This is a genomic window from Sandarakinorhabdus sp. (assembly GCF_987265915.1).
This window is the reverse complement of record NZ_OZ503948.1, coordinates 2,027,594-2,045,492: the sequence shown is the minus strand read 5'-3', so window position 1 is coordinate 2,045,492 and position 17,899 is coordinate 2,027,594. Positions and strand designations below refer to the sequence as shown.

Here is a 17,899-nt window from a genome sequence, read left to right as displayed (position 1 = left end):
TCGGCGCAGTGCGCGCCACCCCTCCGTCACGCTTCCCGTGCCACCTCCCCTTGGAGGGGAGGAGCGGTTTGATCCTCCCCTCCAAGGGGAGGTGGCAGCCGAAGGCTGACGGAGGGGTGGCTGGCATGGTGACGCATGATCGCCGGCGTTGACGAAGCCGGGCGCGGCCCGTGGGCCGGCCCCGTCGTGGCGTCCGCCGTGGTGCTGCGCGTCACCATTCCGCCCGGCATCAACGACAGCAAGAAACTCTCCGCCAAACGCCGCGAACAGATCTTCGCCGCCCTGCATGCCAGCGATGCGCTCATCGGCGTCGGGCAGGCCAGCGTGGCGGAGATCGACGCGCTCAACATCCTGCAGGCCACCTATCTCGCCATGACCCGCGCCGTCGAAGCCTTGGGCACCGATCCGGCCGAAATCCTGGTTGATGGCAATCGCCTGCCGAAATGGCGCTGGCCGGCGCGGGCGATCATCGGCGGCGATGCCAGCGTGCCGGCCATTGCCGCCGCCTCGATCATCGCCAAGGTGACGCGCGATGCCATCATGGCCGATCTGCATGGCCAGCACCCGCATTATGGCTGGGCCAGCAACCAGGGCTATGGCACCGCGGCGCACGCAGCGGCGCTGCAAATCCACGGCATCTGCCCGCACCACCGCCGCAGCTTTGCCCCCATTCGCGCCCTGCTGCGAATATCGGCGCAGTGAGTCTTTTGAGTCACACCACTAGGGGTTGAGTCCCCCAGGGCTGCCGGGACTCAAGATATGGTGGCGTTCCCGATTTGATTCACATGCGCAGCGAATCAGGGAATCTTGTTGATTCCAAATGATTCTTGACCGCGACTCCGCACTGAATCATCCCTTGTCCACATGGTTGGTGGAGCGGATGATGGCTGGTTTCAGAGACACGGATTTGCGCGATGCCGAGCGCTTGCCCGCCGACACCGGCGCATCAGGCCGCAAGACGGCGCCGAAGATCGAAACGGGCCGCATCATCATCGGCGATTGCATCGCGGCGATGAACGCGTTGCCGGCTGGCAGTGTTGACCTGATCTTCGCCGATCCGCCCTATAATCTGCAACTGGGCGGCGATCTGCGCCGGCCCGATGGCAGCCAAGTCGACGCCTGTGACGATGATTGGGACAAGTTCGCCAGTTTCCAGACCTATGATGATTTCACCCGCGCCTGGCTGAAGGCCGCGCGCCGCCTGCTCAAGCCCGATGGCGCCATCTGGACGATCGGTTCCTACCACAATATCTTCCGTGTCGGCGCGGCACTGCAGGACGAAGGCTATTGGATCCTCAACGATATCGTCTGGCGCAAGGCCAATCCGATGCCGAACTTCAAGGGTACGCGCTTCACCAATGCCCATGAAACATTGATCTGGGCGTCGAAATCCGAAAACAGCCGCTATTGCTTCAACTATCACGCCATGAAGGCGATGAACGATGATCTGCAGATGCGGTCTGACTGGTTGATCCCGATCTGCAACGGCAATGAACGGCTGAAAGACGCTGGCACCAAGGCGCACCCGACGCAGAAACCCGAAGCCCTGCTGTATCGCATCCTCGTCGCCTGCACCCGGCCCGGCGATATCGTGCTCGATCCGTTTTTCGGCACCGGCACCACCGGCGCCGTCGCCAAACTGCTCGGCCGGCAATGGATCGGCATTGAACGGGATGCGAACTATGCCCGCCTTGCGCAGCAGCGCATCGACAATCTTCTGGCGCTCGATGGCGGCGCCACGAGCGTCAGCGCCGGCCGCCGCGCCGAACCGCGCATCGCGTTCGGCAGCTTGGTCGAAAGCGGTATGGTCCGCCCTGGCACCCGCCTGTGGGGCCCCGGCCGCCGCTTTGGCGCGCAGGTCCGCGCCGATGGCAGCCTCGACATGGCCGGGCGCACCGGATCGATCCACCAGATGGGCGCCGCTGCGCAGGGCCTGCCCAGCTGCAATGGCTGGACCTTCTGGCACATCGAAGCCGACGATGGCCAATTGGTGCCCATCGATACCGCGCGCCAAAGCTATCGGGCGGCGACGGCAGCGGCCGGCTGACGCGCCTGCGCCGCGCTCTTGCCCGGCGCGTATCGACTGCGTAATACACCGGCCATCAAGGCGGCATTGCCGCTGAAGCTTGATGGGGAATGCACATGCGCAGATTATTGATTGCCACCAGCCTGTTCGCCTTGCTGGCCACACCTTCCGTCGCCGCCGACACCGCCGCCATCGGCAGTTTTGGCATCGACACCACGGCAATGGACAGCAGCATCAAGCCCGGCGACGATTTCAATGCCTATGTCAACGGCAGCTGGATGAAGCGCACCCAATTCCCGGCCGACAAGGCCTATATCGGCGCGGCCATCGACGTCGATGAGAAGGCCCGCGCGCAGGTGCGCAGCATCATCGAAGCCGCCGCCGCAGACACCAAGGCTGCGCCCGGCAGCGTGTCGCGCAAGGTCGGCGATTACTACACCGCCTTCATGGACGAAGCGGGCATCGAAGCCCGCGGCCTTGCCCCGGTGCAGCCGCTGCTGAAGGATATCGCCGCCATTTCCACCCCGGCGCAATTGCTCGCCGCGTTCGGCAAGGCGAGCCGCATGGGCCTGTCGATCCCGATCAACGTCTCGATCAATGCGGACGACAAGGACCCGGATGCGTTTGTCGTGTTCATGAGCCAGGGCGGCCTCGGCTTGCCTGATCGCGACTATTATCTCGACACCAAGAACCCCGAATTCGCCAAGGCACGTGCGGCCTATCGCGCCTATATTGTCGCAATGCTGGGCCATGCCGGCATCCAGGGTGCAGACGCCCGCGCCGATGCGATTATTGCTCTGGAAACCAGGATCGCCACCGCGCACTGGTCGTCCGTGGAAAACCGCCAGGCCGAAAAGCTGTACAATCCTGTCGCCATGGCAGAGCTTGGCACGCGCTTTCCCGGCATCGACTGGCCGGCATTTCTGGGGCCCATCGGGGTTGCCGGCCAGGCACGACTGATCGTGTCGCAGCCCAGCGCCGTGGCCGGCACCGCCAAACTGATCGGCGAAGCGCCGCTGGCCGTGTGGAAGGATTATCTGGCGCTGCGCACCATGGGCTGGGCGTCGAGCGTGCTGCCCAAGGCCGTGCTTGATACGCAATTCCAGTTCAGCAAGGCATTGACCGGGCAGCAGCAGCTGCGGCCGCGCTGGCAACGCGCCGGTGGCGCCACCAGCGCCGCGCTGGGCGATGCCGTTGGCCAGATCTATGTTGAAAAGCATTTCTCGGCCGATGCCAAAGCCAAGATTGATGCGATGGTGAAGAACATCATCGCCGCCATGGATCGCCGGCTGGCCAATCTCGATTGGATGGCGCCGGCCACCCGGGCCGTGGCGCGCGAAAAGCTGGCAGCGTTCCGGCCGAAGATCGGCTTTCCCGATCAATGGCGCGATTACAGTGCGTTGGTGGTGGACAAGGCCGATCCGGTCGGCAACCGCATGCGCGCTGCCGAATTCGAGCACGTGAAGGAACTCGCCAAGCTCGGCAAGCCGGCCGATCGCAACGAATGGTATATGGCGCCGATGGAAGTGAATGCCTATGCCAACCCGACCTGGAACGAGATCGTGTTCCCGGCTGCCATCCTGCAGGCGCCGTTTTTCGATGCGGGCGCCGATGATGCGGTGAATTATGGGGCCATCGGTGCCGTGATCGGCCACGAGATCACGCACCATTTCGACGATCAGGGCCGCAAGTACGACAAGACCGGTCGGCTCGCCGATTGGTGGAATCCGCAGGATATCAAGCGCTTCGAAGAGCGTGCGGCCGTGGTTGTGAAGCAATATGGCGCCTATGAACCTGTGCCGGGCAGCAAGGTGAATGGCGAACTGACGCTCGGCGAGAATATCGCCGACATCGCCGGCCTGCTGGTGGCCTGGGATGCCTGGCAGCTTGCCCGAACGGCCAATCCGGCCGCCAATGTCACCACCGCGGGCTTCACACCGGAACAGCGCTTCTTCCTGGGCTATGGCCAGGCCTGGCGCGCCAAGATGCGCCCGGAGCTGTTGATGCAGGTGCTCACTGTCGATCCGCATTCCCCGGCGGAATATCGCGCACAGGCGGTGCGCAACCATGATGGCTGGTATGCGGCCTTTGGCGTCAAGCCGGGTGACAAGCTGTATCTGCCGCCGGAGCAGCGCGCGCGGCCTTGGTAAACGGGCCTGCGCGTTGGCCGGGGCGCACCCGGCTGGCGCGCTTGTGAGGGGGCAGTGGCATGGCTTATGCTGCTGCTCTTCACCTTTCGAGGAAAAGTTCATGATGTTGCGCACGATAATGTTCGCCAGCAGCCTGTTGACCCTGTCGGCCCCGGCCCTGAGCGCCGATGCCAAGCCCGAGTTTGGCACGTTCGGCTTTGACGCAGCGGGCATGAACCGCAGCGTGAAAGCAGGCGATGATTTCGCCGCCCATGCTTCTGGCACCTATCTGGCCGGCCTGCAGATCCCGGCCGACAAGACCATCATCGGCGTCGGCAGCCGCCTGCGCGATCTAAGCCAGGAGCGCTCGCGCGCCATCATTGAGAAACTGGCCGCAGCGCCGGCCGCGCCTGGCAGCGAAGCCCAGAAGATCGCCGATTATTTCGCCAGTTTCATGGACGAAGCCGCAATCGAAGCCAAGGGCATCGCACCCCTGCAGCCGGAGCTCGCGGCCATCGCTGCCATCGCATCCAGGGCGGACTATGCCGAAGCGCTCGGCCGCAACCTGCAGGCTGGCGTTCCCGGCCCGATCGGCGTGAGCGTGTCCGTCGATCAGAAGAACCCGGATCGCTATGTGGCCGAGCTGACGCAATCCGGACTGGGCCTTCCGGACCGTGAATATTATCTGGATGACAGAAAGCCCAACTTCGTCGCCGCCCGCGCCAAGTACAAGGCTACCATGGCGACGCTGCTGGGCCTGGCCGGCTTTGACAATGCCGCCGCTCGCGCCGAAGCGGTGTTTGCCTTTGAAACCGAACTGGCGCGCACCCACTGGACCCGCGTCGAGCGCAGGCAGGCCGAAAGGACCTATAATCCGGTGCCGTCTGCCGATCTCGCCGCGCGCTTTGCCGGGGTGGACTGGAACCGGCTGCTCGCCGGCAGTGCGATCCCGGTGCAGGGCGATGTGATCGTGGCGACGCCCAGCGCCATCGAAGGCACCGCCCGGCTGATGGCCGCGACCGATCTTGCCGTGCTGAAGGATCATATGGCGGTGCACACGATCATCAATGCCGCGCCCTATCTGCACAAGGCGTTTGTCGAGGCCCATTTCGAGCTGTTCAACCGCACGCTGAGCGGCCAGCCCGAACTGGCGCCGCGTTGGAAGCGGGGTGTGGACCAGACGTCGGAGACGCTCGGCGACGCGGTCGGCAAGCTCTATGTCGCGCAATATTTCCCGCCCGAAGCCAAGGCCAAGGTCGATGCGCTGGTGAAGAATATCATCGCCGCCATGGACGCCCGCCTGTCCACCCTGGCCTGGATGGACCCCAAGACCCGCATCGCCGCCCGCGAAAAGCTCGCCGCCTTTACACCCAAGATCGGCTATCCGGACAAATGGCGGGATTACAGCGCCTTGGCCGTGGTGCGCGGCGATGCGCTGGGCAATGCCCGCCGCGCCGCCCGATTCCAGTTTGCCGAGCAGGTTGCCCAGCTCAACAAGCCGGTGGATCGCAGCGAATGGCGGATGACGCCGATGACGGTGAACGCCTATGCCAATCGCGCCTGGAACGAGATCGTGTTCTCGGCTGCCATTTTGCAGGCGCCATTGTTTGATCCGGCTGCCGATGACGCCGTGAATTATGGCGGCATCGGCGCGGTGATCGGCCATGAAATCACCCATCATTTCGATGATCAGGGCCGCAAATATGACAAGACCGGTCGGCTGGCGGATTGGTGGACGGCGGAGGATATCAGCCGCTTCAAGGCCAGAACCGACAAGGTGGTGACACAATATGGTGCCTATGAACCGGTGCCCGGCAACCGCGTGAACGGCGCGCTGACCCTGGGCGAGAATATCGCCGATCTCGCCGGCGTCGCCATCGCCCATGACGCCTATCTGCGCAGCCTGAAGGGCAGGAAGCCCCAGGTGATCGAAGGCTTCACCGGCGATCAGCGCTTCTTCCTGAGCTGGGCGCAGGCGTGGCGCCAGAAATGGCGCGACGCCGCGGTGCTGCAGCAACTGGCCACCGATCCACACACGCCGGGCTTTTTCCGTCCCTATGTCGTGCGCAATTTCGATGCCTGGTACACGGCGTTCAACGTAAAACCGGGCGAGAAATTCTACCTGCCGCCGGAAGAGCGCATCAGACTGTGGTGAAGCGCTATTTTCGCCCAATCCTGAGCGAAGGAGAGGGGTTGCCATTGGCCGGCGGCCCCTTCCGTTTCGCGCGGGCCGAAGTGCTGACGCGGGCGGGCAGCGAAGGCCATGTCGCGGCCGGGGATGTGCCGGCTGATTGGCTGTACCGGTTGACGCGGCCGCGTCCGGTGTTGGCGCAATTGGGATACGCGGCGCCGTTGCCGCTGGTGATGGGTGTGCTCAACATCACGCCCGACAGCTTTTCCGATGGCGGCCGCAATGCTGAACCCGTCGCGGCCATTGCGGCGGCCCATGCGATGCACAGGGCAGGGGCCGGGCTGATCGACATCGGCGCCGAATCCACCCGCCCCGGCGCGGCGGAATTGCCGGTGGCGGACGAACTGGCGCGGCTCGCGCCGCTGTGGACCGGGCTGGCCGGGCTGCCGGTCTCCATCGACACGCGCAAAGGCGCCGTCATGGCCGCCGCGCTCGATGCCGGGGCCTGCCTGGTCAACGATGTCAGCGCGCTCACCCACGATGCTGCGGCGGTGGCATTGGTCGCGGCGCGTGGCGCGCCCGTGGTGTTGATGCACCACCAGGGCACACCGGCCACCATGCAAGCCGCGCCGCGCTATGATGATGCGCTGCTCGACGTGTTTGACTGGCTGGAGGGACGGATTGCCGCAGCGGTCGCCGCCGGCATCAGCCCAGACAAGATCATCGCCGATCCCGGCATCGGCTTTGGCAAGGGGCTGGCGCACAATCTGGCCTTGCTGCGCGGGCTGTCGCTGTTCCACGGGCTGGGCGTGCCGATTCTGCTGGGGGCCAGCCGCAAATCGCTGATTTCCACCATCTCTGGCGGTGTCGGCATCGAAGATCGCCTGCCCGGCAGTCTGGCCATTGCGTTGGCTGGCGCATCCGCCGGCGTGCAAATCCTGCGCGTCCACGATGTACCGGAAACGGTGCAGGCGCTGGCGTTGTGGGCGGCCTGCCACCCGGCAATCGGATGAGATGGGCCTGCAAAGCCATTTGCCCCTTCACAGCCGCGCCCAAACTGCTAACAGGCTGGGCTGCACGGCTGCGGGGATTGCCGTGTGCACATGCAACAATCGAAGGTTTCGCCTGTCATGGCCAGCAACGAACAGCAGAACGACGCACATCGCTCGACCTATTCCAGCTTCACCGGCTTCACCAAGTGGGGCACGATTTTCGTGATCACGGTCCTGCTGGCGCTCTATGTGTTTCTGGTCTGATCTGCACTGCGATAGCCTGGGGGCCTGAATCATGAAAATTGCGGTGCTGAAGGAAACGGCGGCCAACGAACAGCGCGTGGCCGCGACACCGGAAACGGTGAAGAAATTGCTTGGCCTGGGCGCCAGCGTCGCCATCGAAAGCGGCGCCGGAGCCGGCGCGCGCATCAGCGACAATGATTATATCGCTGCCGGCGCGACGATCGCCAGCCGCAGCGACGTGATCGGCGGCGCGCAGATGGTGATGGGCGTGCAGGGCCCGGCCGTGGCCGATCTGCCCGGTATCACGCCCGGCACGATCGTGGCCGCCATCCTGGCGCCGTTCAACGATCGCGCCAAGATCGAGGCCTATGCCGCCGCCGGCCTGATCGGTTACGCCATGGAATTCATGCCGCGCACCACCCGCGCGCAATCGATGGACGTGCTGTCCAGCCAGTCCAACCTCGCCGGCTACAAGGCCGTGATTGACGGCGCCGAAGCCTATGGCCGTGCCTTCCCGATGATGATGACCGCGGCCGGCACGATCAGCGCCGCGCGCCTGTTCGTGATGGGCGTCGGCGTGGCCGGCCTGCAGGCCATTGCCACCGGCCGCCGCCTTGGCGCGCTGGTGTCCGCCACCGACGTGCGCTCCGCCACCCGCGAACAGATTGAATCGCTGGGCGCCAAGGCGATCTTCGTCGAAAAGGTCGCCGGCATCGAAGGCGAAGGCGCCGGCGGCTATGCCACCGAAATGAGCGATGAATACAAGGCGGCGCAAGCCGAGCTGGTGTCCAGCCATATCGCCAAGCAGGATCTGGTGGTCACCACCGCGTTGATCCCCGGCCGCCCGGCACCGCGCCTGATCACCGATGCGCAGCTGGCCAGCATGCGGCCGGGCAGTGTCGTCGTCGATCTGGCGGTGGACAGCGGCGGCAACGTTGAAGGCGCGGTGGCCGGCCAGATCGTCGAGCGGCACGGCGTCAAGATCATCGGCCACAGCAACCCGGCTAGCCGCATGGCACCCGATGCCAGCGCGCTGTACAGCCGCAACCTGTTCAACATGATCAACGCCTTCTGGGACAAGGAGGCGAAAGCCGCCGTCTGGCCCGCCGATGATGATATCGTGAAGGGCATCAAGCTGACCGAGGGCGGCAAGATCGTCCACGAACGGCTGCTGGGTTAAGGGGGCACTACCCATGGATTTCCTGTCGATCCTGTCGATTTTCGTGCTGGCGGTGTTCGTTGGCTATTATGTCGTGTGGTCGGTCACCCCGGCGCTGCACACGCCGCTGATGGCCGTCACCAACGCCATTTCGTCCGTCATCATCGTCGGCGCGCTGATCGCCGCGGCGGCGGGCGCGATCACCGAAGGCGGCGGCCCGTCGCAATGGCTGGGCTTGGCTGGTGTGGTGCTGGCCAGCATCAACATCTTCGGCGGCTTCGCCGTCACGCGGCGCATGCTCGCGATGTACAAGAAAAAAGACAAGAAGCCGGCGGCTTCGAAGTAAGGCAGGGGCAGTACAATGGAACATGCAGTCGCTGCCACGCCCGCCTGGGCGGTGCTCGCTTATCTTGCCGCCGGGGTGCTGTTCATCCTGTCGCTGCGCGGCCTGTCGTCGCCGGAAACCAGCCAGGCGGGCAACCGCAATGGCATGATCGGCATGGCGCTGGCGGTGGGCACCTCGCTCATCCTCCACCCCACCGGCCTGCCGCTGATCATCGGCGCCATCGCCATCGGCGGCGGCATCGGTTGGGTCGTGGCCCAGCGCATCCAGATGACGGCGATGCCGGAACTGGTCGCCGGCTTCCACAGCCTGGTCGGCATGGCCGCGGTGCTGGTCGGCTGCTCAGCCTATCTCAATCCGGCGGCGTTCGGCATTGTGGACAGCGCCGGTGCCATGCTCACCGTGTCGCGTGTCGAACTCGGCCTGGGCGTCGCCATCGGGGCGATCACCTTCTCCGGTTCGATCATCGCCTTCCTGAAATTGTCGGGCCGCATGTCGGGCTCGCCGATCCTGCTGCCGGGCCGCCATGTGCTGAACCTGGGCGTTCTGGTTGGTATCCTCGTGCTCACCGGCCTGTTTGCCACTGATGCTGCCGCCGGCATGGGGCAGGGGCCGTTGCTGTGGATCATCCTGGGCCTCAGCTTCGTGATCGGCGTCACATTGATCATCCCGATCGGCGGCGCGGACATGCCGGTCGTCATCTCGATGCTCAACAGCTATTCGGGTTGGGCGGCCGCGGCGATGGGCTTCACGCTGCAGAACACCGCCATGATCATCACCGGTGCACTGGTCGGCTCGTCAGGCGCCATCCTGTCCTACATCATGTGCAAGGCGATGAACCGCAGCTTCATCAGCGTGATCGCCGGTGGTTTCGGTGCCGATGCCGGCGGGCCCGCTGCGGCCGGCTCGGCCATCCAGAAATCGTACAAGGCCGGTTCGGCCGACGATGCCGCCTTCATCATGAAGAATGCCGAAAGCGTCATCATCGTGCCGGGGTACGGCATGGCCGTTTCCCAGGCGCAGCACGCGCTGCGCGAAATGGGCGAGCTGCTGAAGAAGGAAGGCGTCAGCGTCAAATACGCTATCCACCCGGTCGCAGGCCGCATGCCCGGTCACATGAACGTGCTGCTGGCCGAGGCCAATGTGCCCTATGATGAAGTCTTTGAACTGGAAGACATCAACAGCGAATTCGGCCAGTGCGACGTCGCTTTCGTCATCGGCGCCAACGACGTCACCAACCCGCTGGCCAAGACCGACAAGACGTCGCCGATCTACGGCATGCCGATCCTGGACGTGGAGAAGGCCAAGACCGTGCTGTTCATCAAGCGCTCGATGGGCGGCGTGGGTTATGCCGGCGTGGACAACCCGGTGTTCTACAACGACAACACGATGATGTTGTTGGCGGACGCGAAGAAGATGGTCGAGAATATCGTCAAGGCGCTGGGGCACTGATCGCAGCCGGGCGTGCAAATAGCGGCGCTATTTGCCGACTCCGGCAAGATCGGCCGGCGACCAAAAAGGGCGGCCCAACAGGCCGCCCTTTTCGTGTGTCGTCCGACGGCGCGGCTTTGCCGCGCTCTTTCTTGCTTATCTTCTTGAATGTCCAAACGGACTCGGCAGCTTTGCTGCCGGCCGTTCTCTCAGCTTCTAAGCTTGGTCCTGTCGGGACGCCCCCACCCCCAGCCCCTCCCCTGAGCCGAAGGCGAGCGAAGCTCAACGGGAAGGGAGAAGAAAATGCGGCCCCCCGCTCGTGCGAGCGGCTGGTAGGTTCCGTCAAGCCGCCGGCCGCTCACTCCACAACGCGGGGAACAGCCGCTTCAACCCTTCCACCTTCGGGATATCGTTGATCGCAATGTACGGCTGCTGCGGATGCGCCCGCAGATAATTCTGGTGATAATCCTCGGCCGGATAGAAAGGCTTGGCACCTTCGAAGGTCGTGACGATCTTCGGCTTCCAGGTGCCGGCCTTGGCCAGTTGCACCACATAGGCCTTGGCGATGCGGTCCTGCTCAGCTGAACGCGCAAAAATTGCCGTGCGATATTGGGTGCCCTGGTCGGGGCCCTGGAAATTCAGCTGCGTCGGATCATGCGCCACCGAGAAGAACACGCGCAGCAATGTGCCGTAGGACACCACGGCCGGATCATATGTCACCTCAACGGACTCGGCGTGGCCGGTCATGCCAGTGCCAATGATCTCATAGACCGCTGTGGCCTTCGCGCCGCCGGCATAGCCCGACACGACGGACTTCACACCCTTCACCCGCTCGAACACGCCTTCGACGCCCCAGAAACAGCCGCCGGCAAATACCGCCTTCTGCAAGCTGCCCACCTGCAACGGCGCATCGACGGCTGGCGCCGGCGCCAGCACCATACGCTCGGCGGCGCAGGCGGGCGTAGCAAGCGCCAGACCCAAAGCAATCAAGGCGCGCTTCATGCGGTTTTCCCCGGAATGAACTGCAAAGACAGGCCGTTGATGCAATAGCGCAGGCCGGTCGGCTTGGGTCCATCATCGAAGACATGGCCCTGGTGGCCGCCGCAACGGCTGCAATGCACTTCGATGCGTTCCATCATGAAGCTGCGATCCGTGGTGGTGCCGATCGCGGTCTTGTTGATCGGTTGCCAGAAACTCGGCCAGCCGGTGCCGCTGTCGAACTTGTGCGCCGAACTGAACAACGGCAGCGCGCAGCCACGGCAGGCAAAGATGCCGGCGTGCTTTTCCGTGTTCAGCGGCGAGGTGAAGGGCCGCTCGGTGGCTTCCTCGCGCAGCACGGCATAGGCATCCTTGCCCAGCCGCCGCTGCCATTCGGCCGGCGTGAAGCTGACCGCGAAGCGGCCGGCTGCAGCCCAGGTGGGCGCGGCGGCAGCGGCGAAGGGCAGGGCGGCCATGGCACCCAGGAATGTTCTGCGCGTTGTCATACATGCATATACGCATGGCCAGGCTGAATGGTTACTTTCCGTGATGCCGCAGGGCTTAGCCGATGGAGACGGCGTTCAGCGTCGCGATATCTTGCCACGTACGGCATTTGGGCCATGTGTAGAGTGACCGTATTGCGACTTGCGCTTTCGCAAGGAATTGTACCTTATGTTGATCGTGCGACGATCATAAAATGGGGGTATATTTCTATGACAAAGGAAATAAAAATTTCGCGAAAAGTAAAGCGAGCTGCCCAGCTAAGGAAGATCTTGCTGAGAGGCAAACCCGGCAAGAATATACGTCTGAATAAGCCGTCCGAACGATGGTCTGAACGATTTAATTCCCGGATCGAAGCCAATCGAGCGGCCAAGTTGAACAAGACCGAACCGCCGAGATATTTTGATGGCCCCCGTTATGGCGATGCCACGGAAGCAACTGGCGGCACATCCGTGTGGGTTCAGATTGGCCCCGCAGGGGCATTATCGGAGAACAGAGGAAGCAAACCGCTGCCCAATACACCCAAGACCATGAACGCGCTGTTGAATGGCCCGAACAACAATATGGGGTGGAAAGCTGGCCATTTGCTGAATGAAAATCTGGGAGGGCCGGGAATCCATGAGAATCTCACTCCACTGACTGCGGCGGGAAACAAAAACCACCTCAATGACTGCGAGTCCAAGATCAAGAACTACATTGAGCGCGCCTACAGCCATCAGCTTTACAACAAGGAGCATCCTTATTGGTATGGTATAGAATATAGCGTTCGTGTTTCAGAAACTGTTTGGATCGGTGAACATGAAACTGTCAAAGATAAAAATGGTCACGAACAAAAGTATATTGGCCCCCTTAAACATGTAAGAACTCATCTTATTGCTTCCTATCATGCCATCAGGATGGAAAAATCGTCAGAGTTCGTCGATAAAGTTCCGCCTGGCGAGAAATTTTATATCGTTCCGGTGGTTGATTTGCAGATCGAAAACACCGGCTTTGAGAGTATCTGAGTGCTTTAGGCCGTGTACCCATAAATGGGATTCCCAAGGCGGCGAGGTTCTGATTCAAGGTTTCCGGAAGGGAGCCTATGGTGAGCCGCTACGATCTGACGGAGTTTGAATGGCGTGTGATTGCGCCGCTGCTGCCGAACAAGCCGCGCGGTGTGGTGCGGGTGGACGACCGGCGGGTGTTGAATGGCATCTTTTGGGTGCTGCGTTCGGGTTCGCCCTGGCGTGATCTGCCGGAACGCTATGGCCCCTACACCACGTGCTACAATCGGTTCCGGCGCTGGACGAAGGCCGGCGTATGGGACCGGATCATGGATGCAATTACAGATGCTTACGGTGGCGACGTGCGCATGATCGACGGCACCAGCGTGCGTGTGCATCATGCCGCTGCCACTTTAAAAAAAGCCACCCAGATCGATGTCTTGGACGAAGCCGGGGCGGTCTTACTACGAAAATCCATGCTCTGACCGATGCCGATGGCCTGCCGGTGAAGATCGTCATCACGCCCGGCCAGACCCACGATATCAAGGCGGCTGCTGAACTGCTCGCCGATATCCGCCACGGCCAGATGGTGCTTGCAGACCGGGCCTATGATGCCGACTGGCTGCGCGCCATGGTGGCTGGTGGCGGTGGCTGGGCCAACATCCCACCCAAGCGCAACCGGCGCGATCCCGTCTGCTTCTCGCCCTGGCTCTACCGCCAGCGCAACCTCATCGAGCGGTTCTTCAACAAACTCAAATACTACCGCCGCATCGCCACCCGCTATGACAAGCTCGGCTCATCCTTCCTCGCAATGACCAAGCTGGCCTGCATCAGGCTACGCCTGCGCCATTATGAGTCCACGGCCTAGTATGGCACTGAGCGGGATGATCGCAGCCAAACTGGCGGCGCTAACGATGTGACGTTCGATGCGCATAGATCGTTGCACAAAGATCGAGACCAAATACCCGAAGCGTCACGGGAAGACCGATCATCGCATCGCGGCATTGGCGCTGCAAGTGGCCGGCTGCTGATCCCAGTCAGCTTGGTGGAGCAGTTGCATCCTGCCGCCACGCGCAACCACGCCGTGGATACCGAGGGCCTTGAAGATGCCTCACGGCCGCACTGCGATCACCGGTCCGCCGCCAGCAGCATCGGCCATTGTCAGTTCTTCCGGTGCTTGCCCCCGGATTTGATCCAGGCAGCGCCTTGCGCTTTCGCCAGCGTCACCAGATCGCCCATCACCACATTCATGTCGATCAGGTGCAGGCCCCACACTTCCTGCACCTGGCCGCCAACGACGACATCGCCATTGATCGTATCGGTGCGCGGATCCGCCGGATCGGCATTGATGCCCACCGAAAGGATATTGGCATTGTCGCGGTTCATGCATTCGGCGGTGAGCAGGCCGGGCAGCCCGACGAACGGTGTGTAGATGTTGCGGCCCTTCGCCCATTTCGGCGGCGGCGCGCCATTGTCGACGATGCCGACGCGATTGACCATCAGGGCGTTCACCGCCACGCGGCCGCCGGCCAGCGCGGCCGGATTGGTGCAGGCCGCTGCCATGCCGGCCGGGGCCGTCGCCGGTGGTCGCCCGAACAGGCTCGCCGCCGGCACCGCCATGGTGTCACGGAAGCTGACCCAGCTGAGCACACAGCCGGTCTGTGTCGCCGAACGGCACAGCGGCATCGCTTTCAGATCGCCGCCGACATCCTTGCCCGCCGGCACCAGCAGATTATGCCCGGCGAGATAGGCGGCGATGACCTGGCTGGCCACCGGCTTGCCTTCGATGTTCAGCTGCAGCAGCGCCTTCAGCACGCCGCTGCCCTGGCTGTGGCCGATCAGGATGACGCCGCGGCCCTTGTTGTCGTGTTGCATGTAATCGGCAAAGGCGGCGGCGACGTCGCGATAGCCCATGGTGATATCGGCGGTCACCGGCTTGCCGAGCATGCGGTCGCGCAAGGTCGCCAGCGTCACCTGGCGATACAGTGGCGCATAAACCCGGCAGGCCTGGCGGAACGGCGCAGCCTGGAACAGCGCGACATTCTTCTCGGCCGGATCGGCGATCATGTCGCTGTTGGGCGTCGGATCGGTCGAAACAGTGGGATAGACATAGAAACAATCGATCGGCGGATCTTTTGCGGCCGCCTGCATGTCCAGCTTCACCACGGCGTCGGCCGCCACGATGCTGGCGCTGGCATCGCCGCTGCACGGATCATTGGCGCCTGGCCGACACAGCCAGGCGGCGGGATCGCGATAATCGGGAGCGGGGGCGGGTTGAGTTTGTGCCATGACCGGCGCGGCGAGCAGGGCGAGGAGGGGGAGGAGCGTCAGTTTCATCATCTGGTCCTTGCTGGCCCCACCCCCAGCCCCTCCCGCAAGCGGGAGGGGAGCAGAAAGGGCGAGTGCTAAAGCAACTCCCCTCCCGCTTGCGGGAGGGGCTGGGGGTGGGAAAGCTTTACTTCCACCCGTCCTTCAACAACGGCGACACATCCTCGCCCATTTTCTCCAGAACTTCGACAATCCGCGGGCGGCCGGCATCATTTTGCGCCCAGAACATTGGCCCGCCGCGATACACTGGCCAGCCATAGCCGTTGATCCACACGATATCGATGTCGCTGGCGCGCTGGGCCTTGCCTTCGGCCAGGATGCGCGCGCCTTCGTTCACCATCGGGAACAGGCAACGCTCCAGGATTTCCTGATCGTCAATCTGGCGGCGGTTGATGCCCTTTTCCGTGGCATAGGCATCGATGATCGCGAGCGCCTCCGGATTGGGCGTGCGGTTGCGATTCTCATCGTAAATGTAGAAGCCCTTGCCGTTCTTCTGGCCGCGCAAGCCGGCTTCGCACAGGCGGTCGCGCACGGTCTCGCTCTTGCTGGTTTCGGCATTCCAGCCGATGTCCAGCCCGGCCAGATCGCTCATCTGGAACGGCCCCATCGGGAAGCCGAAATCGGTGAGCACCCGGTCGATATCCGCCGGCGCTGCGCCTTCCAGCATCAGCAGATTGGCCTGTTGCTGGCGGCGGCTGAGCATGCGGTTGCCGATGAAGCCGTGGCAGACGCCGGCGACCACGGCGATCTTGCCGGTGGCCTTGCCCATCGCCATCGCCGTGGCCAGCACCTGGGGATCGGTCGTTTCGCCACGCACCACTTCCAGCAGGCGCATCACATTGGCGGGCGAGAAATAATGCATCCCCACCACCGATTCAGGGCGTGACGTGGCCGCGGCAATTTCATCGACATCCAGATAGGAGGTGTTGCTGGCCAGGATCGCACCCGGCTTGGCGATCTGGTCGAGGCGGCCGAAAATCTCTTTCTTGATCGCCATGTTCTCGAACACCGCTTCGATGATCAGATCACAATCGGCCAGATCGTTCATGTCGAGGCTGGGCGTCAGCCGGCCCATGCGGGCTTCCACTTCCTCCATCGAGAAGCGGCCTTTCTTGGCGCTGTTCTCGTAATTCTTGCGGATCACGCCGACACCGCGATCCAGCGCCGCCTGCGCGGTTTCGACGATGGTCACCGGGATCCCGACGCTCAGGAAGTTCATCGAAATGCCGCCGCCCATGGTGCCGGCGCCGATCACGCCAACCTTCTTCACCGGCAACGGCTGCACATCGGCGGCGAGGCCGTCGATCTTGGCGGCGGCGCGCTCGGCGAAGAACACATGGCGCTGCGCCGCGGACTGCAGCCCGGTCATCAGCTTCATGAATTCGCTGCGCTCGACCTTCAGGCCGTCATCGAATGGCAACGCCACGGCGGCCTCGATGCACTTGATATTGGCTTCCGGCGCTTCGAAACCGCCAAAGGCCTTGGCATTCTTCGCACGGAACTCGGCGAAGAACGGCGCAAGGCTCTCGGCGGTGCCGCCCAGCTTGCTGGCGTCGTCGCGCACTTTCTTCAGCGGGCGCCCTTCGGCCACCACCGCTTGCGCAAACGCCACCGCGCCGGCGGTCAGATCACCATCGACCACCTGGTCCACCAGTCCGGCCGCCAGTGCATCCCTGGCATTCATCTGCGCGCCGCTGGTCACCATTTCGGTGGCCTTTTTGGCGCCGACAATGCGCGGCAGCCGCTGCGTGCCGCCGGCGCCGGGCAGCAGGCCCAGCTTGACTTCGGGCAGGCCGAACTTGGCCTTGGCATCGCTCACCCGGTAATGCGCGCACAGCGCCACTTCCAGGCCGCCGCCCAGCGCGGTGCCGTGGATGGCAGCAATCACCGGCACCGGCGAATTTTCCATCGCATCCTGCACGGCCGGCAGCGAAGCACCGCGCGGTGGCTTGCCGAACTCGCTGATATCCGCCCCGGCGATGAAGGTGCGCCCGGCACAGACCAGCACCACGGCCTTCACATCAGCGTGATCCGCCAACGCCGCAAACGCGCCGGCAAGGCCATCGCGCACATCGGCCGACAGCGCATTGACCGGCGGCGAATTGACCGTGACGATGGCGATCTCGCCCTGCTTGCTCAAATCGACGACGCTGTTGATGGCGGCCATGGTCATTCTCCCCGGATGTTGTTTGCTGATTGCTGTTAGCATGCGGCTCAGCGGTTTTGGAGCCCAAGCATTCTAGTGTTGTGGATAGGTGCGGATCTTCGTAAAGTTCGGGTGATGGCGATCCTGCTCACCTTTCGGCAGATGTTGATGCGCGCGGCGCTGCCGGCGCTGTGCGTGCTGGTGGCTGGCTATTTCGCGTTCCACGCCGTCGATGGCCCGACCGGTTACAGCGCCTGGCGGGAATATCAGGTGCAGCACGCGAGGCTCAATGCCGCGGTGGACAACAGCAAGGAACAGAAGATCGCGCTGCAACGCCAATTGGCCTTGCTCGACCCGCGCGCGGTCAATCCCGATCTGGCCGACGAACTGGTGCGCCGCAATCTGGATCTGATCCGCCCCGATGAAGTAGTGGTGCCTCTTCCTGTCGAGCCAGACACGACGCCACCGGCGGCCCGCTAACCAACCAGGTTCACTTCCTGAAATCACTG

Annotated in this window: 16 protein-coding genes; 12 read left to right on the top strand and 4 right to left on the bottom strand. The window is 63.4% G+C overall.

The features are described from left to right. The first annotated feature begins 135 nt into the window (after nucleotides 1-135). The 9 genes from rnhB (at nucleotide 136) to AC6UUM_RS09925 (ending at nucleotide 10,475) form a co-directional block, all read left to right on the top strand. Nucleotides 136-702: a ribonuclease HII gene (gene rnhB, locus AC6UUM_RS09965; RefSeq protein WP_500802123.1), complete on the top strand. Its 567-nt coding sequence runs from the start codon at nucleotides 136-138 to the stop codon at nucleotides 700-702. Between the two features lie 181 nt (nucleotides 703-883). Beyond that, the gene (locus AC6UUM_RS09960; RefSeq protein ID WP_500804951.1) at nucleotides 884-2,047 is read left to right on the top strand and encodes a site-specific DNA-methyltransferase; all 1,164 of its coding nucleotides are present in this window, start codon (nucleotides 884-886) and stop codon (nucleotides 2,045-2,047) included. Nucleotides 2,048-2,142: 95 nt separating this feature from the next. Beyond that, complete coding sequence (locus AC6UUM_RS09955) at nucleotides 2,143-4,176, top strand: M13 family metallopeptidase (protein WP_500802122.1); 2,034 nt, start codon at nucleotides 2,143-2,145, stop codon at nucleotides 4,174-4,176. Nucleotides 4,177-4,279: 103 nt separating this feature from the next. Beyond that, entirely contained in the window at nucleotides 4,280-6,310 is a 2,031-nt protein-coding gene (locus AC6UUM_RS09950; RefSeq protein WP_500804950.1) for a M13 family metallopeptidase, read from the top strand. Continuing rightward, nucleotides 6,307-7,299 carry a dihydropteroate synthase gene (gene folP / locus AC6UUM_RS09945; RefSeq protein ID WP_500802121.1) on the top strand — a complete coding sequence of 331 codons (993 nt, stop codon included), beginning with the start codon at nucleotides 6,307-6,309 and terminating at the stop codon, nucleotides 7,297-7,299. The genes AC6UUM_RS09950 and folP overlap by 4 nt, the downstream gene beginning before the upstream one ends. Nucleotides 7,300-7,416: 117 nt before the next feature. Further along, a complete protein-coding gene (locus AC6UUM_RS09940) occupies nucleotides 7,417-7,542 on the top strand; it encodes an aa3-type cytochrome c oxidase subunit IV (protein ID WP_500802120.1) in 126 nt (41 codons plus the stop codon). A 31-nt stretch (nucleotides 7,543-7,573) separates the two neighbouring features. Beyond that, entirely contained in the window at nucleotides 7,574-8,701 is a 1,128-nt protein-coding gene (locus tag AC6UUM_RS09935) for an NAD(P) transhydrogenase subunit alpha (RefSeq protein WP_500802119.1), read from the top strand. 13 nt (nucleotides 8,702-8,714) lie between these two features. Next, nucleotides 8,715-9,026: an NAD(P) transhydrogenase subunit alpha part 2 gene (locus AC6UUM_RS09930; protein WP_353198758.1), complete on the top strand. Its 312-nt coding sequence runs from the start codon at nucleotides 8,715-8,717 to the stop codon at nucleotides 9,024-9,026. A gap of 15 nt (nucleotides 9,027-9,041) precedes the next feature. After that, nucleotides 9,042-10,475, top strand: a complete 1,434-nt coding sequence (locus AC6UUM_RS09925) for an NAD(P)(+) transhydrogenase (Re/Si-specific) subunit beta (RefSeq protein ID WP_500802118.1) — start codon at nucleotides 9,042-9,044, stop codon at nucleotides 10,473-10,475. A 321-nt stretch (nucleotides 10,476-10,796) separates the two neighbouring features. Here the strand turns inward: AC6UUM_RS09925 and msrA are convergent, their stop codons facing one another. Beyond that, the gene (gene msrA / locus AC6UUM_RS09920) at nucleotides 10,797-11,456 is read right to left on the bottom strand and encodes a peptide-methionine (S)-S-oxide reductase MsrA (RefSeq protein WP_500802117.1); all 660 of its coding nucleotides are present in this window, start codon (nucleotides 11,454-11,456) and stop codon (nucleotides 10,797-10,799) included. Continuing rightward, the gene (msrB, locus tag AC6UUM_RS09915) at nucleotides 11,453-11,908 is read right to left on the bottom strand and encodes a peptide-methionine (R)-S-oxide reductase MsrB (RefSeq protein WP_500802116.1); all 456 of its coding nucleotides are present in this window, start codon (nucleotides 11,906-11,908) and stop codon (nucleotides 11,453-11,455) included. Before msrB ends, msrA begins: the two co-directional genes overlap by 4 nt. A gap of 153 nt (nucleotides 11,909-12,061) precedes the next feature. Here msrB and AC6UUM_RS09910 point away from each other — a divergent pair, with 153 nt between their 5' ends. Together AC6UUM_RS09910 and AC6UUM_RS09905 are read left to right on the top strand one after the other, a co-directional pair. Then, entirely contained in the window at nucleotides 12,062-12,937 is an 876-nt protein-coding gene (locus tag AC6UUM_RS09910) for a hypothetical protein (protein WP_500802115.1), read from the top strand. A 77-nt stretch (nucleotides 12,938-13,014) separates the two neighbouring features. Then, nucleotides 13,015-13,784, top strand: a protein-coding gene (locus tag AC6UUM_RS09905) for an IS5 family transposase (protein WP_500802114.1) whose coding sequence is annotated in 2 segments (ribosomal slippage) — nucleotides 13,015-13,345 and nucleotides 13,345-13,784 — 771 coding nt in all. Because the reading frame shifts where the segments join, the coding sequence is not laid out codon by codon here. Nucleotides 13,785-14,077: 293 nt separating this feature from the next. Here the strand turns inward: AC6UUM_RS09905 and AC6UUM_RS09900 are convergent. Together AC6UUM_RS09900 and AC6UUM_RS09895 are read right to left on the bottom strand one after the other, a co-directional pair. Then, complete coding sequence (locus AC6UUM_RS09900) at nucleotides 14,078-15,253, bottom strand: DUF3089 domain-containing protein (RefSeq protein ID WP_500802113.1); 1,176 nt, start codon at nucleotides 15,251-15,253, stop codon at nucleotides 14,078-14,080. 118 nt (nucleotides 15,254-15,371) lie between these two features. After that, a complete protein-coding gene (locus AC6UUM_RS09895) occupies nucleotides 15,372-17,411 on the bottom strand; it encodes a 3-hydroxyacyl-CoA dehydrogenase NAD-binding domain-containing protein (protein WP_500804949.1) in 2,040 nt (679 codons plus the stop codon). A gap of 114 nt (nucleotides 17,412-17,525) precedes the next feature. On the opposite strand from AC6UUM_RS09895, the gene AC6UUM_RS09890 reads away from it, so the two are divergent. Continuing rightward, nucleotides 17,526-17,870, top strand: coding sequence for an FtsB family cell division protein (locus AC6UUM_RS09890; protein WP_500802112.1), 345 nt, complete (start codon nucleotides 17,526-17,528; stop codon nucleotides 17,868-17,870). Nucleotides 17,871-17,899: the final 29 nt, after the last annotated feature.

Bases quoted from the DNA above. Each gene is read 5' to 3' on its own strand.
- AC6UUM_RS09950 (WP_500804950.1), top strand. From the start codon at position 4,280: ATGTTGCGCACGATAATGTTCGCCAGCAGCCTGTTGACCCTGTCGGCC.
- AC6UUM_RS09955 (WP_500802122.1), top strand. From the start codon at position 2,143: ATGCGCAGATTATTGATTGCCACCAGCCTGTTCGCCTTGCTGGCCACA.
- AC6UUM_RS09940 (WP_500802120.1), top strand. From the start codon at position 7,417: ATGGCCAGCAACGAACAGCAGAACGACGCACATCGCTCGACCTATTCC.
- AC6UUM_RS09930 (WP_353198758.1), top strand. From the start codon at position 8,715: ATGGATTTCCTGTCGATCCTGTCGATTTTCGTGCTGGCGGTGTTCGTT.
- msrA (WP_500802117.1), bottom strand. From the start codon at position 11,456: ATGAAGCGCGCCTTGATTGCTTTGGGTCTGGCGCTTGCTACGCCCGCC.
- AC6UUM_RS09895 (WP_500804949.1), bottom strand. From the start codon at position 17,411: ATGGCCGCCATCAACAGCGTCGTCGATTTGAGCAAGCAGGGCGAGATC.
- msrB (WP_500802116.1), bottom strand. From the start codon at position 11,908: ATGGCCGCCCTGCCCTTCGCCGCTGCCGCCGCGCCCACCTGGGCTGCA.
- rnhB (WP_500802123.1), top strand. From the start codon at position 136: ATGATCGCCGGCGTTGACGAAGCCGGGCGCGGCCCGTGGGCCGGCCCC.
- AC6UUM_RS09925 (WP_500802118.1), top strand. From the start codon at position 9,042: ATGGAACATGCAGTCGCTGCCACGCCCGCCTGGGCGGTGCTCGCTTAT.
- AC6UUM_RS09890 (WP_500802112.1), top strand. From the start codon at position 17,526: ATGGCGATCCTGCTCACCTTTCGGCAGATGTTGATGCGCGCGGCGCTG.
- AC6UUM_RS09960 (WP_500804951.1), top strand. From the start codon at position 884: ATGGCTGGTTTCAGAGACACGGATTTGCGCGATGCCGAGCGCTTGCCC.
- AC6UUM_RS09935 (WP_500802119.1), top strand. From the start codon at position 7,574: ATGAAAATTGCGGTGCTGAAGGAAACGGCGGCCAACGAACAGCGCGTG.
- AC6UUM_RS09900 (WP_500802113.1), bottom strand. From the start codon at position 15,253: ATGAAACTGACGCTCCTCCCCCTCCTCGCCCTGCTCGCCGCGCCGGTC.